The 15,811-nt window shown below is 43.7% G+C and carries 16 protein-coding genes and 1 other RNA gene; 12 read left to right on the top strand and 5 right to left on the bottom strand.

Annotated features, from left to right (window positions below; all coding sequences use genetic code 11):
* Window positions 1-5: 5 nt before the first annotated feature.
* From B9T29_RS05055 to B9T29_RS16245, 3 genes are all read left to right on the top strand, one after another.
* Complete coding sequence (locus B9T29_RS05055; protein WP_086174867.1) at window positions 6-1,787, top strand: mechanosensitive ion channel; 1,782 nt, start codon at window positions 6-8, stop codon at window positions 1,785-1,787.
* 213 nt (window positions 1,788-2,000) lie between these two features.
* Entirely contained in the window at window positions 2,001-2,171 is a 171-nt protein-coding gene (locus tag B9T29_RS16250) for a hypothetical protein (RefSeq protein ID WP_171263978.1), read from the top strand.
* A 139-nt stretch (window positions 2,172-2,310) separates the two neighbouring features.
* Window positions 2,311-2,463 (top strand): hypothetical protein, encoded by a 153-nt coding sequence (locus B9T29_RS16245; RefSeq protein WP_171262957.1) that lies wholly within the window; start codon window positions 2,311-2,313, stop codon window positions 2,461-2,463.
* Between the two features lie 15 nt (window positions 2,464-2,478).
* Here B9T29_RS16245 and B9T29_RS05050 read toward each other — a convergent pair whose 3' ends face one another.
* The gene (locus B9T29_RS05050) at window positions 2,479-3,678 is read right to left on the bottom strand and encodes an NAD(P)/FAD-dependent oxidoreductase (RefSeq protein ID WP_086174866.1); all 1,200 of its coding nucleotides are present in this window, start codon (window positions 3,676-3,678) and stop codon (window positions 2,479-2,481) included.
* 54 nt (window positions 3,679-3,732) lie between these two features.
* On the bottom strand, window positions 3,733-4,614 hold the full coding sequence (locus B9T29_RS05045; protein WP_086174865.1) for a 1-aminocyclopropane-1-carboxylate deaminase/D-cysteine desulfhydrase: 882 nt from the start codon (window positions 4,612-4,614) through the stop codon (window positions 3,733-3,735).
* Window positions 4,615-4,926: 312 nt separating this feature from the next.
* Here B9T29_RS05045 and B9T29_RS05040 point away from each other — a divergent pair, with 312 nt between their 5' ends.
* The 5 genes from B9T29_RS05040 (at window position 4,927) to B9T29_RS05025 (ending at window position 8,028) form a co-directional block, all read left to right on the top strand.
* Window positions 4,927-5,118, top strand: a complete 192-nt coding sequence (locus tag B9T29_RS05040; protein ID WP_086174864.1) for an NF038215 family lipoprotein — start codon at window positions 4,927-4,929, stop codon at window positions 5,116-5,118.
* A gap of 427 nt (window positions 5,119-5,545) precedes the next feature.
* Window positions 5,546-6,169, top strand: a complete 624-nt coding sequence (locus tag B9T29_RS05035; RefSeq protein ID WP_086174863.1) for a LysE family translocator — start codon at window positions 5,546-5,548, stop codon at window positions 6,167-6,169.
* Between the two features lie 167 nt (window positions 6,170-6,336).
* Complete coding sequence (locus B9T29_RS16720; RefSeq protein WP_265733360.1) at window positions 6,337-6,468, top strand: hypothetical protein; 132 nt, start codon at window positions 6,337-6,339, stop codon at window positions 6,466-6,468.
* A gap of 117 nt (window positions 6,469-6,585) precedes the next feature.
* Complete coding sequence (locus B9T29_RS05030) at window positions 6,586-7,035, top strand: ABZJ_00895 family protein (protein WP_086174862.1); 450 nt, start codon at window positions 6,586-6,588, stop codon at window positions 7,033-7,035.
* Between the two features lie 84 nt (window positions 7,036-7,119).
* Window positions 7,120-8,028 carry a TIGR01777 family oxidoreductase gene (locus B9T29_RS05025; protein WP_086174861.1) on the top strand — a complete coding sequence of 303 codons (909 nt, stop codon included), beginning with the start codon at window positions 7,120-7,122 and terminating at the stop codon, window positions 8,026-8,028.
* Here B9T29_RS05025 and thiO read toward each other — a convergent pair.
* Both thiO and hemB read right to left on the bottom strand, forming a co-directional pair.
* Window positions 8,014-9,138: a glycine oxidase ThiO gene (thiO, locus tag B9T29_RS05020; protein ID WP_086174959.1), complete on the bottom strand. Its 1,125-nt coding sequence runs from the start codon at window positions 9,136-9,138 to the stop codon at window positions 8,014-8,016. The two genes, B9T29_RS05025 and thiO, sit on opposite strands and share 15 nt — an antisense overlap.
* An 18-nt stretch (window positions 9,139-9,156) precedes the next feature.
* On the bottom strand, window positions 9,157-10,170 hold the full coding sequence (hemB, locus tag B9T29_RS05015; protein ID WP_086174860.1) for a porphobilinogen synthase: 1,014 nt from the start codon (window positions 10,168-10,170) through the stop codon (window positions 9,157-9,159).
* Between the two features lie 108 nt (window positions 10,171-10,278).
* Between hemB and B9T29_RS05010 the strand changes: the two genes are divergently transcribed.
* The 3 genes from B9T29_RS05010 to B9T29_RS05000 all read left to right on the top strand — a co-directional run bounded on the left by B9T29_RS05010 (window position 10,279) and on the right by B9T29_RS05000 (window position 13,754).
* A complete protein-coding gene (locus B9T29_RS05010) occupies window positions 10,279-10,776 on the top strand; it encodes a thioesterase family protein (protein ID WP_086174859.1) in 498 nt (165 codons plus the stop codon).
* Between the two features lie 287 nt (window positions 10,777-11,063).
* Window positions 11,064-12,215: an HlyD family efflux transporter periplasmic adaptor subunit gene (locus tag B9T29_RS05005; RefSeq protein WP_086174858.1), complete on the top strand. Its 1,152-nt coding sequence runs from the start codon at window positions 11,064-11,066 to the stop codon at window positions 12,213-12,215.
* Window positions 12,216-12,221: 6 nt separating this feature from the next.
* A complete protein-coding gene (locus B9T29_RS05000; protein WP_086174857.1) occupies window positions 12,222-13,754 on the top strand; it encodes a DHA2 family efflux MFS transporter permease subunit in 1,533 nt (510 codons plus the stop codon).
* 54 nt (window positions 13,755-13,808) lie between these two features.
* Here the strand turns inward: B9T29_RS05000 and glpK are convergent, their stop codons facing one another.
* Window positions 13,809-15,293 (bottom strand): glycerol kinase GlpK, encoded by a 1,485-nt coding sequence (gene glpK, locus B9T29_RS04995; protein ID WP_086174856.1) that lies wholly within the window; start codon window positions 15,291-15,293, stop codon window positions 13,809-13,811.
* A 131-nt stretch (window positions 15,294-15,424) separates the two neighbouring features.
* On the opposite strand from glpK, the gene ssrA reads away from it, so the two are divergent.
* Window positions 15,425-15,783, top strand: a transfer-messenger RNA (tmRNA) gene (gene ssrA, locus B9T29_RS04990).
* The last annotated feature ends 28 nt before the right edge of the window (window positions 15,784-15,811 follow it).

The raw sequence follows: 15,811 nt of genomic DNA, 5'->3' as shown, positions 1-15,811 counted from the left end.
ACCGTATGAATGAATATTTTTCTGGAGGCCCTAGAGGCGGTGAATTTGATGCCATGTATTACTGGAATCAATTTCATCCCATTTTAGCTGCCGTCGCTATTTTATTGATAGGTTGGATTCTGGCTCTGATTATTGCAGCAGGCATTAAAAAAGTTTTAGAAAAACTGGAAACCAATCGCCGACTTTCCGGAGCCACCGGACACCATTCCAATGTTGAAAATATTGTCTCCCGGATTGTCTTTTGGGTAGTCATGATTATTGCGATCATTGGTGCCTTGAATGTACTGAACCTCACCGGTGTGAGTGGGCCGTTCAGCAATATGCTGCAAAATATCCTGGTATTTATCCCTCAACTGATCGCTGCGATAGCAGTAGGTTTTGTGGGCTGGATTATCGCCAATCTGGTCAAGATAGGCTTGCAGAGACTGCTCGACCGTACTCAGCTGGATGAAAAACTCAGTGCGGATGTGGGGGTAAGCCCAATTAGCCAGAATATTAGTGATATTGTTTACTGGCTGATTTTATTACTGTTCTTTCCTATTGTACTGTCTATTCTGGGTCTGAACGGATTATTGTTCCCTGTACAGAACATGGTGAATAAAGTTGTTTCATTCTTGCCGAATATCTTCATTGCCGGTGTAATTGTATTTGTTGGCTATATCCTGGCAAAAATTGTACGCGGTATTGTTGAAGGTCTGGTTCGCAGTCTGAACCTGCAACAGCAGGCACAAAAAATCGGCATGTTTAAAAATTCCAATTTGCCGCAAGTACTCGGTTCATTCATCTTTGCAGTCATCATCATTACCGCTTTAATCATTGCATTTGAAGCTTTGGGTATTGCGGCAATTTCGCAGCCTGCCACAGCCATGCTGTATGAGATTATGAATGCCATTCCGCACATTATTGCAGCTGGCTTGATCCTGATTCTGGCTTATGTGGTTTCCCGTTTCGTTGCCAATCTGGTGGTCGATGTCGTTTCTGGAACAGGAGTAGATGAAATTCCCGCCAAAATGGATGCACAGCGCTTCCTGGGTGAAACCAAGGTTTCTACAATCATTGGCTATCTGATTGTGTTCTTCACCATGCTGTTTGCAGTATCTGAAGCTGCAAACCGATTGGGTTTTGAACAGATCAGTGCACTGATTTCGATGTTTATCCAGTTTGGTGCCAATATTTTATTGGGTGCAGTCATTCTGATGATCGGCTTCTGGCTGGCCAATCTGGTGGCTCAAGTGATTGGACGGGGCGAGTACAACAGTTCACGCTGGCTGGCCAATCTGGTCCGTATCTTGATTATGGGCCTGGTAATTGCCATGGGCTTGCGTGCAATGGGTATTGCCGACTCCATCGTTAATCTGGCCTTTGGTCTAACACTGGGTGCGGTTGCCGTTGCGTTTGCATTGGCCTTTGGTCTAGGTGGACGTCAGCCTGCAGAACAGGTGCTGAATGACTTAATTGATAAATGCAAAAAAGATGCGAAGGAACCTAATCCTTTGCATAAGGAAAATTCGGACCGAATCACTTCAGAGCAAGATTCAAATTCAGTCTCTGCTCTGGCTGCACGTGAATTTACTGAACATGGTCCAGAAACTTCAGGACAGGGCACCAACCCTCCAGCAAATAAACCTTCAATTTCTGATCACGGTGTTCCCGATTCGCTGAATGTTAATCCTAATCAGCCGCTACAAAATAATCCTTTTGGATCTACTGGTGAAAAAGAATCCGATGTCGATATCAATAACGACAAAGGTCAAAATAATTCTGGCTCCAGCGATGATAAAAAATAATCGCTAGAATCAGAAAATCGGCCACATGAGCACAAACAAAGCGCTGCTTTGTTTGTGCACAAGGGATGAGCATTTTTTTTTGTTGCTCCTCATTATGAAGCAGTCAGTGAGCATGACTAAATTTTCTATTTCGAGCCTGATATTAGTTAAAAAATGATTGACGCAACGATAGACGAATTTTCACTAAATCTTAATTCTTAACAGAAGATTTAAATGAGTAAAAGAGAACCGAACAAGTTTCTTGCACCAATTGTGATCGCTGGCATTACGGCTGGATTCTTTATTAGTGCCTATAAATTTGTATTTGCCAAATCTAAAGCTGAGCCTCAAGAGAGAAGCCAGGAATATCAAGAATATTTAGCCGAACATTCAGATGAAAAATAATCAATAAATGCTCGATTGTTGGCATGTATTATGCTAAATATAATTGCAATATTTATAGAATATAAAGACTTAGTTTTAATATTCTTGAAATATTCATCATTCTATACTAGGACGTATAAATAATTATTGAGGGGAAATTATGATGTTAGTTAAGAAGTTTTTTGATTTATTTGGTCAAACATTCCAACAAGACTGCCAACATACACAAGCAGTTGCAAAGATGAATCAAGCAATTGTGCGTATGCAGCAGAAACAGAATATTGAAATTTTACGTACCGATTATTTAGAATAATTCAGTGCGAATGAATTAAACATATTGCGATGCGGCATGTGCAGACGCCCATGCCCATTGAAAATTAAAACCACCTAAATGACCAGACACGTCCAGCACTTCACCGACAAAGTACAAGCCTTGCTGCTTCTTGCTTTCCATGGTTTTGGATGAAACTTCTGTGGTATCGACACCACCCAAAGTCACTTCTGCAGTACGGTAGCCTTCAGTGCCTGAAGGTTTCACTTCAAACTGATGCAGACGCTTGGCAATCTGTTCTAACTTTTCATCACTTAAATTACCCATCGCGGTATCGGCAGACTCTGTCCAGATTAAATTTTGCAGTTCCAGCACCACACTTTTTGGCAGATGCTCATTTAATAGAGTACGCAGCAACACTTTAGGCTGGTTGGCTTTTTTGGCTTTAAAGAAATCCACCAGATCGAGATCAGGCAGGAAGTTGATATGAAAGCTTTGTCCGACATTCCAGTAGTTGGAAAGTTGCAGCGAACTTGGGCCACTTAAACCACGATGGGTAAACAGCAAGGCTTCAGTAAAACTGTTTAAATCATTGGATAGGGTAGCATCGACTGCATTACCACTTAAACGTGTGGTCACTTCTTTGAACTGGTCGCTAAAAGTAAAGGGCACCAAACCTGCACGGGTAGCATGAACATGATGGCCAAACTGTTTGGCAATTTCATAACCGATCCCTGAACCACCCAGTGTAGGAACAGATAAACCACCGCTCGCCACAACCACCGATTCAGCCTGAAAATAACCAAGAGTCGTTGCGACTTGAAAGCCCTGATCTGCAACCGCTGTTACTGCTTTGACTTCACAGCTGGTTTTAATTTCGACCAAACCGGTTTTCTCGCATTCCTTCAACAACATGGCCAAAATTTCTTTGGCACCATTTAAGGTAAATAGCTGTCCGTGTTTTCGTTCTTCATATTCAATACCATGCTCGCAGACCAAGCCAATGAAATCCCAGTTGGTATAACGGCTCAGTGCAGAAATCACGAAATGAGGGTTATGTGAAATATAGTTTTCAGGCTCTACGTACAGGTTGGTAAAATTGCATTTACCGCCACCCGACATCAGAATTTTTTTGCCAACTTTATTGGCTTTTTCCAGTACCAAAACTTTACGGCCACGCTGTGCTGCCATAAATGCCAACATCAGACCTGATGCACCTGCACCTAAAACAATGACATCATACTGATTTGTAGACATGAGCAACCTGCGGGAGATAAAAGCAGGGCATTATAGACAATTTTGCGTGCAATTTCAGGATGGATCTGCATTTGTATGCCGACCTTGCAGGCCGCCAGTATGAATGACCAGAATGCGACTGCCTGCCGGGAAATGGTTTTGGCCAATTAAATCCATCAATCCATACATCATTTTAGCGGTATAGACCTGTTCCAATGGGAGATGATGCCGGTTTTGAAAAGACTGCATAAACTGTAACAGTTCAGGGCTGGTCTTGGCATAACCACCGCAGCAATAGGCATCGCTAATTTGCCAGTTTTGCTTGCTGGTCGATTGCTGCACATCCGACTTGAGGAAATCACCTTTTAGCGCAGAAAATCCGAGAATGTGCTGATGGTTGGAACTTGCTTCAATCAGTCCTGTCATTGTTCCACCTGTTCCAACGGCACAGCAGATCACATCATAATTGTGCCGGTCTTCGGCAGTTAAAATTTCCTTGCAGCCCTGAATGGCAAGCGCATTGGTTCCTCCTTCGGGAATGAGGTAATACTCTGGATAGTGCTGTTGCAGTTGCTCTAGAAATACGGGACTGTTTTTCTCACGATAGTGTTGTCGGGAGACAAAATGCAATTGCATACCCAGTTGCTGCGCCGTGGCCAAGGTGTGATTGAGTGCCTTATCTTTAAGTTCTTCACCGCGAATAATCCCAATACTTGCAAAGCCGAACAGCTGTGCTGCATAAGCGGTGGCGGCAATATGGTTGGAATAAGCGCCACCAAAAGTCAGGACTTTTTTAAGTCCTTGCTGTTCTGCATCCAGAAAATTGTATTTCAGTTTAAAAAACTTGTTGCCGGAAATTTGAGCATGAATCTGATCCAATCGCTTCACGGTCACTGTAACGGGTGCATTCAGCTCAAGTTGCTGATAAGTGACTGACTGTGTAATACGATCAAACATTTCATCATGATCCTGGAATATTCAAAGCTATTGTACGCAAAATATTTTTGCCTATAGCAATATTATTTCTTAAGCGCGTGTATCTATGGAGATTGCGACAGACAGGTTAGAGTCAAGATATTCAATTTTTTATCAGTCAGTGTATTGAATTAAATTTTGAATGGATATTTCTGTGAATGGTAAATTTTACTAGCGATATTTATTTTGTAAAAATATCTTAAGAAATTGAATTAAAAGCATAAAAAAATGATCGAAAAATACTCATTAGTGTTAATCTAAAATATATAACAAGGATGAAAAAGAGGATATGTGATGAAGACGCTATCCGTAGGTTTATCGCTGTGCATGTTGCTGTTGATGACTGCTTGCGATGCCAAAAATGACTATAACAAGCCGAAAACCGAAGTCCGTAGCATGATTATTGGTGGTGTTCCTGTGTATGAGCAAGATTATCGGCTTTCTCAGCTTAGCGCGCGTGAAATTCAGCCAGTGGCTCAAGAATAAACTGAGCTGAGTTTTAATCCCGAACTTTAAATCAAGCTAGACCTGCCAACTGGCAGGTCTAAATCTATATGCATCTAGCATCTATAAGTTATTGTACCGAAATAATGTACTGATTTTCATTTTCCGGTTTTGTGGACTGCCACTAAAATGGATCCAATGCTGCGAATGTTAGACGAATTATGCTTATCTTTTTTTCAAGCTAAACGCTCTTTTCCAGACCCAAATGTCGTTCGCTATACAGCAGCTATGCTCATCTATTTTCTCATTAATGAGGGATTTAATTCGCTTGGTTAGTGGTTCTATAGGCAATTTTGTAAATGCCTAGTGAATTATTCGGTGGAATTGTGAAAAAGAGGTGAAATACCGGGAGATATTCAGCTTTTTAAATTGTAAAATTGCCGCGAAATTAATTTAAACAGGTGTATTTGTGGAATCATTTTGGATTTTGGGCTCAATTGCATTTGCCTTGATATTAGGTGCAATGAGTCCTGGACCGACATCAATGTATGTCGCTAAAAATTCAATTGCAATTTCACGTCGGCACGGTTTGTTTACGGCTTTGGGTACAGGTACAGGGGCTGCCATTTTTGGCTTGTTGGCCGTGCTTGGATTACAGGCTTTTTTATTGGCAGTGCCGTCAGCCTATTTGGCTTTAAAAATCTGTGGTGGCTTATATCTACTGTGGATGGCTTATAAAATTATTAAACATGCCAAAGAGCCAATTGAATCTGGCCATGATTCAGCAGCGCAAATGTCACTACGCCGTGCATTTACCACAGGCTTAATTACCCAGCTTTCCAACCCAAAAATTGCGATTGTCTTGGCCAGTATTTTTACTGCACTTTTACCCAAAGAAATTCCGACCTATTATTATTTTGTGTTACCCATTCTGTGCTTCTTTATTGATGCAGGCTGGTGTTCACTGGTTGCAGTTGCTTTGTCGGCAGAAAAGCCACGCCGTGTCTATTTAAAATTTAAAGCCGGTTTTGACCGTGCAGCGGGTGGAATCATGACTTTGCTGGGTTTAAAGTTAATCTTTGGAATGAAATGATTTCAGGTTTTGGCTTAAACAGAATGATTGTTTAATCATTTAATATTTTTTGTCGATCTGAGATGAGATGTCAGCCAGACATTTATAATTAAAATTGAGTAGATGTTATCTAAAATGAACCACGGGTAAAATAAACTCTACAAAATAAAAGACCGACGATTCGAGTGATGATGAAATCGTCGGTCAAAAAATCTGTTGCAAGTTTTAGCTTGGGCTGCTGTTCCGCACTAAAACCTGAAACTAAGTTTATTGCTTTAGAAAAGTTCACCGAAAATATTGTGGATGCCGGTACAAATTAACGGTTTATGAACTTCGTACCCTATATAACGCAGGCTTTTACAGATTGGTTGACAATAAAATGAAAAAAAACTCATTTTTTTTTATACTGAAGCTCTAAGAGTTGTTTATGCAGGTACATCGTGTCATTAAATCGATATTTTTTATGGTTTTTTTTCTTTTGTTTTATTTTTACCTGTATTTGCGGCGTACTGGCTGCTTTACTGCCAGCCGGCATGGGTGGAATTTTGACCATCGTGCCTTATTTAACTGCAATGATTTTAGTGCTGTATAAGTTTTTAAAGCAACAGAGACGTGCACCGACCGATCAGGAACGCAAAAAAATCACTCTGGGATTCACGGCAATTTTTTGGGGCTATAACCTGGCCTTTTTACTGCTGGGCATTGGGCTTTTTGCCAAGAATGATCCTGAAATTTGGCAGAATTTTCTTTTATATCTCAAAAATCCGCAATTTATGAGTATTGTGCTGATTATGCTTTTATTGATTGCCATCCCGCTTTATCTTTTGACCTATTGGTTTTATGGCAAACAGGCACAGCGTATGGCCAAAAAAATGTTTGGCGAATAACGCGTCAACATGCGCTCAACTGATGTACGCTTGAATTTGTACTGAGCTTGATCTATAGATAAGAAAAACACGAGTGCTTATCCAATGCAAAAAGCATGTGTATTGATTACCGGTGGAAGCGGTTTTATCGGCTCGCATTTGCTGCCTTATTTACTGGCGCGTGATTATGCGGTAATTGGGCTGACCCGCCAGAAGAATAAGATTTCACGGCATCCTGATCTCACCTGGATTCAGCATTTAGAAGAACTGAAAACCGATAGGATTGACTATGTGATCAATTTTGCCGGTGAAAGCATTGCCAAGGCACGCTGGACAGCCAACCGCAAGCAACAACTGATTGAGAGCCGGGTTGAAACCACGCATCAGCTTTATCGCTATCTGGAGAAAAGACAGATTTTTCCAAAACGGATCATTTCAGGTTCTGCAGTGGGTTATTACGGTATTGATCCGACGGAACAATGGTCCACCATCTGTACCGAACAGTCGATGCCACAAGCGATTTTTATGTCGGAACTGTGCCAGTTATGGGAACATGCAGCCTTAAGTTTCGCGCAGCAACAAACCAGGATTATTCGTCTGGGCATTGTTTTTGGCCGAAATGGCGGAATTCTGCCACGCATGTTATTGCCAATAAAACTCAATCTGGTGGGGCAAATTGGCCACGGGCGGCAACCGGTGGTTTGGGTGCATATTCAGGATGTGCTGCGTGCCATTGAATTTCTAATGCTGCATGAAACATCCGCGCAGATTTTTAATGTGGTCGCAGCGGAAAAAGTCTCACAAGGACAGTTTGCCAAAACAGCTGCACAGATGCTGAAACGGAAACCATTTTTTTGTTTACCCAGTTTTGTGTTGCGCTGGATGCTGGGTGAACAGTCGCAGCTGGTGCTGAATGGTCAGTATGTATCGTCCAAAGCCCTGCGAGAGGCCGGTTTTGAGTTTAAGTATCCGACTTTAAAAAGTGCGTTGCAGGATATTCTAGTCAGCGGTTAAAGCAGTTTCGGATTTTAGTCGTGTAGCACTATAAAGTTCAGGATTGACTAGCGTGGGTTGTTGCAGCATCAGCTGTCTTAACAATCGTGCAGAGGCTGGGCCCATACATAAGCCATTACGGAAATGCCCGAAGTTGGCCCAGAGATTATCCAGATTCGGCATTTTGCCAATATAAGGAATACCAGTGGGGGAACCCGGTCTTAAACCCGCCCATTGTTTTTCGATCGGGAAATTGGCCAGTTCAGGCACCATTTCAAAACAGGCCTGTAAAATCTTGTCTTTGGTTGCGGCGGTGGGGGTGGTATCAAAACCACAATTGGCCATGCTGGAACCACAGACTACATGGCCATCTAAACGTGGAATCAGATACATTACATCGTTCATGCACATGGTCGGCAACCAGTTTTCAGGGGTTTTAAACAGCACCATTTGTCCCTGAACAGGATGTACCGGAATTTCCAGTTCCAGTTGTTCAGACCAGTGCTGCGACCAAGCGCCGGTGGTGATAACAAACTGATCTGCATCATAAGTTTTGCCATTTTGAGCAGCTACGGACTGCACCTTTCCATTGGTGATATTGAACTGCTCAATTGGGCAATGTTCAATAAATTCGACTTGGGAATGTTGTTTTAAATAGGCGGTGATGGATTGCAGTAAACGCGGATTTCTGACATTGGCAATCTGGGGAAAATAAATCGCCTGCTGGAATTTTGAATTGATAAAAGGATTAACCTGTTCAATCTGCTCGTGTTGTAAATATTCACATTGCTGCATCGGTTCCTGAAATTGCTTGGCATAATTTAAGCCCATTTCAAAATCAGTTTCGTCAAAAATCAGCAACCCGGTTTCATGGATTTGAAAATCAACTCCGGAAACCGGTTTTAATTTTTCATTCCATGCAGAATAGAGCGACTTGCCATATTGCGCCAACTCATTGACTGCTTGCGGATAGCGCCAGGGATACATCGGGGAGAGGATGCCACCTCCCGCCCAAGAGGCAGCTTTACCGGCTTGCTGTTGATCGAAAATAGTTACGGAACATCCCTGTTCCACAAGCTCTAGTGCAGTCATCAGACCACTGATGCCTGCTCCAATGATGGCAATTTTCATCGCTTGTGCCATTAATCCTTATTTCATGTCTTTGAGTTTAAGCGCTGCTTCTTCGGCAAAATAAGTCCAGATACCGTCTGCACCGGCACGGCGGCAACTCATCAGTGATTCAATGATTACGCTGTCGGATAACCAGCCATTTTGAATGGCGCCAGCCAGCATGGCATATTCACCACTGACCTGATACACGAAAGTAGGCACACCAAAGTTGTCTTTTACTTCACGAACGATGTCGAGATAAGGCATACCCGGTTTGACAATCACCATGTCTGCACCTTCCTGAATATCCAGGGCAATTTCATGCAGCGCTTCGGCACGGTTGCCAATATCCATCTGGTAATTGTATTTGTTGCCCCCTTTCAGGTTAGTCGATGAACCGACTGCATCACGGAAAGGACCGTAGAAGCTGGAAGCATATTTCGCCGAGTAGGCCATGATGTTGGTATAAATATGACCGTTAGCTTCCAAAGCCTGACGAATCGCACCAATACGGCCATCCATCATGTCACTCGGTGCAACCACATCTGCACCTGCTTCGGCATGACTGAGTGCCTGTTTAATCAGGCATTCAACAGTTTCATCATTCAGTACATAACCGCTGTCATCAATGATGCCGTCCTGACCATGCGTGGTATAGGGGTCTAAAGCGCCATCAGTGATGAGTACCATTTCTGGCAATTCTTTTTTCAGTAACCGAACCGTGTTTTGTACCAGGCCATTTTCATGCCAGGCTGCTTCGGCGGTTAAGCTTTTATCTTCTTGTGGTGTGACTGGAAATAAAGCCAGTTTAGAAACCCCAAGTTCCAGTAAGCGTTGTGCTTTTTTAACCAATAGGTCAGCCGAAAGACGCTGAACATTTGGCATACTTGGAATATCTTGGGTTTGATTTTGCCCCGGAAGTACAAATACTGGGTAAATGAGATGATCGGTCGTCAGCTGGGTTTCACGAACCATGGCACGTAATTGGTCATTTTTACGAATACGGCGCATGCGGGTAGCGGGAAATGCTGGACGATTGAACGTATAAGTCATAACAATCTCAATGATCAGTATTAAACTAGCCGCTATTGTAGACTCATAATTTGAGTTTAGGGCGACTGTATTCATTTTTTTATTCAATCTAGGTAATTCGGGCAGACTATGACGCAAGCAGAGAAAAATTGGACTGGTAACATTCACTTAGGCTCGAAAGTTGATATTGATGTAGTGCTGAACCAGTTATGCAAAGCTTTTAATAAATCTCCTTTCTTTCAGCATAATGCTATGACCATGCGGGTCGTAGATGGCCAGATTGAAGCCTATATCGAAATGCAGCCTTATATGATTGGCAATGTAGCTTTCCAGATTCTGCATGGCGGTGTAGCAGCGACCATTCTGGACAGTGTGGGTGGTATTGTGGCTATGGGAGAGCTGTATAAAAAGGCCAATGCTGACGATTTACCCGAAACCATCAAAAAAGTCACCCGTTTAGCAACGGTCGATATGCGGGTCGATTATCTGGCACCCGGTCGTGGCCAGTCATTTACTGCCCGCGCTGAGACTTTGCGTTTAGGCCGTAAAGGCTGCACCATGCGCATGACCTTGGTCAATGATGAAAACAAGGCGATTGCGACTGCAATTGCATCTTATACCTATTAAGTTTGCTTTAAGACCATGGTGCTAAAACCAGTACAAAGACCCTATTTATTCGGCATTGAATGAAAATTCAGTGCCGAATTCATTTTTAAAGACTGATGAGTTACATTTTTATTATCGCATCATGATTTTTTGTTATTAAAATGTGCATCAATATTTAAAGAAAAAATGACTTTCTCATTGACACCATCTCCTGGCATTCGTTGTCTTGCGTAGCTGTTCGTTTCATCTCAATTAAAACGGCATCTATGATGTGTAGTGACCAAGTCTGATGGATTTAGGAATAATCGATGACAGATGTTGAAAATACCCTGCCAGAATCAAAACAAGATGAAGCAATTACAGACGATGCATTAAAAGCCAAACGCAAAAAGGCATTAGCTATCGTTGCAGTCATTTTTGTGATCATTGCCATTGTCTATGCCATTTGGACACTGTTTTTTAACCACACCGTAAGCACCGATAATGCCTATGTCGGTGCAGAAACCGCCTCTGTCACTTCAATGGTCAGTGGACAGGTTGAGCAAGTTCTGGTCAGTGACACTCAAGCCGTTAAAAAGGATGATGTGCTACTGCTGGTGGATCATCGTGATGCAGAAATTGCGGTGACACAGGCTGAAGCGGAACTGATGAAAGCCAAGCGCCAATACAAGCAGACCCAAGCCAATAGCAGTGCCTTAAATTCACAAGTTTTTGTCAGTGATGATGGTATTCACAGTGCCGAAGCCCAGGTAGCCAAAGCTCAGGCAGAATTTAATAAAGCACAGCAAGATTTGGCACGCCGTACACAACTGAGTGCATCGGGTGCAATTTCCAAAGAAGAACTCAGTACCGCTCAAAGCACTTTAAACAATGCCAAAGCGGGACTGGACTTGGCCAAGGCAGGATTGGCTCAAGCGCAATCCAGTCAAAAAGCGGCACAAAGTACCTTGGCAGCCAATGAAGCCCTAATTCGCGGCAGCAATGAAACCTCAACGCCGGATGTATTGATTGCTCAGGCAAAACTGAAACAGGCACTGCTTGATTTAGAACGCACTGAAATCAAGGCACCGTTTGATGGCGTAGTGACACGCCGCAATGTGCAGGTCGGGCAACGGGTAGCACCCGGTTCCGTGGTGATGATGGTGGTTCCGGTATCCAAACTGTATGTCGATGCCAACTTTAAAGAAAGCCAGCTGAAAGATGTACGGGCAGGTCAAAAGGCCACACTGGTATCTGACCTGTATGGTGATGCAGTTGAATACCATGGCACTGTGGTTGGCTTTTCAGGTGGCACGGGTTCAGCATTTGCTTTAATTCCTGCACAAAATGCGACGGGTAACTGGATTAAAGTGGTACAGCGTTTACCGGTACGTATTGCACTTGATCCTCAAGAGTTGGCCGAACATCCATTACGTGTCGGCTTGTCGATGGAAGCGAAAATCAACCTCGCTTCGAAGTAATGGCTTATGAATAATAATTACGTACCATTCGGCGACCTGAAAGGGGGACGCCTGATCCTTGCTGCCTTTGTGTTGGCTTTGGCCAACTTTATGGTGGTGCTGGATATGACCATTGCCAATGTTTCCGTGCCGCATATCACGGGTAGTCTGGCAGTTTCCAGTTCGCAGGGAACTTGGGTCATTACTTCGTATGCGGTTGCAGAAGCGATTTGTGTTCCATTAACCGGATGGCTGGCAGGGCGTTTTGGTGCGGTGCGACTGTTTGTGATCAGCCTGATTGGCTTTACGGTTTTTTCCATTCTGTGTGGATTATCCACCAGCCTGGAAATGCTGGTCTTCTGCCGGATTGGACAAGGTCTGTTTGGCGGGCCAATCATGCCGCTCAGTCAAACCTTGTTGATGCGTATTTTCCCTCCAGAAAAGCAGTCTCAAGCCATGGGTATGTGGGCCATGACCACCGTAGTCGGACCGATTCTGGGCCCGATTTTAGGCGGTACGATTAGTGATAACCTGTCCTGGCACTGGATTTTCTTTATCAATATTCCAGTCGGGATTTTCTGTGCGCTTGCCGCATTACGCTTATTAAAACCTGCGGAAACCTTAATTTCAAAAATCAGAATTGATACTATTGGGCTGTTCTTGCTGATTTTATGGATTGGTGCCTTACAGTTGATGCTTGATCTTGGGCATGAAAATGACTGGTTTAACAGTACCTTCATTTGTGTCCTGGCGGTGATTACTGTCGTCGGGTTAATTCTGTTTATTATTTGGGAGCTGACCGAACGCCATCCAGTGGTGAATATCCAGATTTTTAGATATCGCGGCTTTACTTTCTCTGTGCTGTCTTTAGCCTTTGCCTTCGGTGCATTCTTCTCCAGTATTGTGCTGATTCCACAATGGGTACAGATTAACCTGGGCTATACCGCAACCTGGGCAGGTTATCTCACGGCGACCATGGGCTTTGGTAGTCTGCTGATGTCACCGATTGTGGCAAAAATGGCAACCAAATATGACCAGCGGATTTTAGCCAGTTTTGGCTTAAGTCTTTTGGCTGCAGTGACCTTAATGCGGGCTTTCTGGACGACTGATGCTGATTTTATGGCATTGGCATGGCCGCAGATTTTGCAAGGCTTTGCTGTGCCGTTCTTCTTTATTCCTTTGTCCAATATGGCATTGGCTTCCGTACAACCTCAGGAAGTGGCATCTGCTGCGGGCTTAATGAACTTCCTGCGTACCATGGCCGGGGCAATCGGAGCATCCATTGCGGTAACTTTGTGGGATGATCACACCAAAGTTGCTCGTAGTGAGCTGGTGTCCAACTTGCATGTAGATGAAGTGCAAAATACCTTGATGCAAAGGGGTATGAGTTCAGAAGGTGCGCTGGGCTATATCTCAAGTCTGGTGGATAAAGAAGCTTTAACTCTATCTGCCAATCATGTGTTTTTAATTTTAGCGATGGTTTTTGTTTTTGCTGCATTAATTGTCTGGCTCGCACCAAGACCCAAATTAGGTGTGGGTGGCGGTGGTCATGCACATTAATCGAAGATTCTAAAATAAAAAACCGCTGCATTCAGCGGTTTTTTATAGCGTATTTTATAAGTCTGATTTGGCACGTTTCAGTGCTGTTTGCCATTTATTGAGCTGGCTTTGTCTTTCATCATCAGACATCTGCGGTTCAAATATTCGTTCAAGTTGCCAGGATTGCGCAATCTCGTCCAGGTTTGAAAATACACCTGCCTTTAAACCTGCCATTGCCGCAGCACCCCATGCAGTCGATTCCAGCATTTTAGGGCGTAGTACTGGAACATTGAGAATGTCGGCCTGGAATTGCATCAGCATGTCATTGCGACTGGCACCACCATCAACACGTAATTCTTTTAAAGGATGGTGAATGTCGGATTGCATCGCGGTTAAAACATCGGAAACCTGAAACGCAATAGATTCCAAGGCTGCACGGGCAATGTGGGCTTTATTAGTTCCGCGAGACATCCCGCAGAGCAGGGCACGGGCATCGCTGTCCCAATGTGGCGCGCCGAGTCCGGTAAAAGCCGGTACCAGAACCACACCATCGGTATCATTCACCTGACCGGCCAGTTTTTCAACTTCGCTGCTATTTTGAATAATGCCTAGACCATCCCGTAGCCATTGCACGATGGCACCGGCCATAAACACACTACCTTCCAGTGCATAAGTGGTTTGATCGTGGCATTGCCACGCCAGTGTACTGAGTAATTTATTTTGGCTAAATTGAACTTGATGGCCGGTATTAAACAGCATAAAGCAGCCAGTGCCATAGGTGTTTTTTGCCGTGCCAACTTCAAAGCAAGATTGACCAAAAAGGGCAGATTGCTGATCTCCCAGAATTCCCATGATTGGAATATTTGCGCCCAACAAACCTGTGGCAGTGTCGGCAATATAAGTATCCGAGGCAATAATTTTTGGCAAAACCGAATGCGGAATATTGAACAGCTCGAGAAGATCTTCATCCCAGGACTGAGTTTGCAGATTCATCAGCATGGTGCGAGAAGCATTGCTGGCTTCAATGACATGTTCAGCACCTTGGGTTAAATTCCACATCAGCCAGCTATCGACCGTTCCAAAAGCCACATGACCCTGTTTGGCAAGTTCACGTAAGCCAGCTACATTTTCCAGTAACCAGACCAATTTACCGGCACTAAAATAGGGGTCGATCAGTAAACCGGTTTTTTGCTGGATAGTCGCTTGCAAATTTTGTTGCAGGAGTTGGTTACACCATTCAGTTGCACGACGGTCTTGCCAGATAATGGCCGGGGCAAGCGGTTTACCATTACGCTTATCCCAGATTACCGTTGTTTCACGCTGATTGGTTAGACCAATGGCTTTGATATCTTTGGCAAGAATACGGGCCGAGGCGAGGGCTTGCTGCACAACTGCAATTTGTGTGGTCCAGATTTCCTGTGCATCCTGTTCAACCCAGCCTGAATGTGGAGTAGAAATATGCGTTTCACGCTGAGCTGTTGCCTGAACTTTTCCTTGTTCATTAAAGATAATCGCACGGCTGGAGGTAGTTCCCTGATCGAGTGCAAGTAAATAGCTCATAAATTTTTCTTTTATAGGACTTGAAAAATAAAATATTAGCGCAATTATTGAATTAATCGCATCTGTTTGTGTAAATGTTTAAAAAACGCACTGCGGGTTTGAACATTTATGTTATGATTGCGGTCTACTTTGGGGGTGTTTCTGGCTTCGACGCTGGTGATGAAACTCATAGATGCATGTCGAGAGCGCATTTTCTCTCGTAAATCAAATTTGCATTTTTTAGTCGCAAACGACGAATCATACGCTCTAGCTGCCTAAGGGCAGCTTGTCCGCCTCTCCGAATACTTGTGGTTAGAGAGTCCGACTGAAGCGCACGCACACAAGTCCGTATAAAGCCAAGCCTCGGGGCTTTGTACTAAACTTAGAGGATCGCGATTTGTACCCTGTTCGTCGGGTCACAAAGAGTTAAAACAATAGACGATATCTAAGCATGTAGTATTCTCGAGCGTAATGCTGGCGGACGCGGGTTCAACTCCCGCCACCTCCACCAAAATTCTTTCCGAAGAAATCCATCGGAA

The sequence above is a fragment of the Acinetobacter sp. ANC 3903 genome (assembly GCF_002135315.1).
In the GTDB taxonomy this organism is placed as follows: Bacteria; Pseudomonadota; Gammaproteobacteria; order Pseudomonadales; family Moraxellaceae; genus Acinetobacter.
This window is presented reverse-complemented; position numbering and strand designations above follow the sequence as displayed.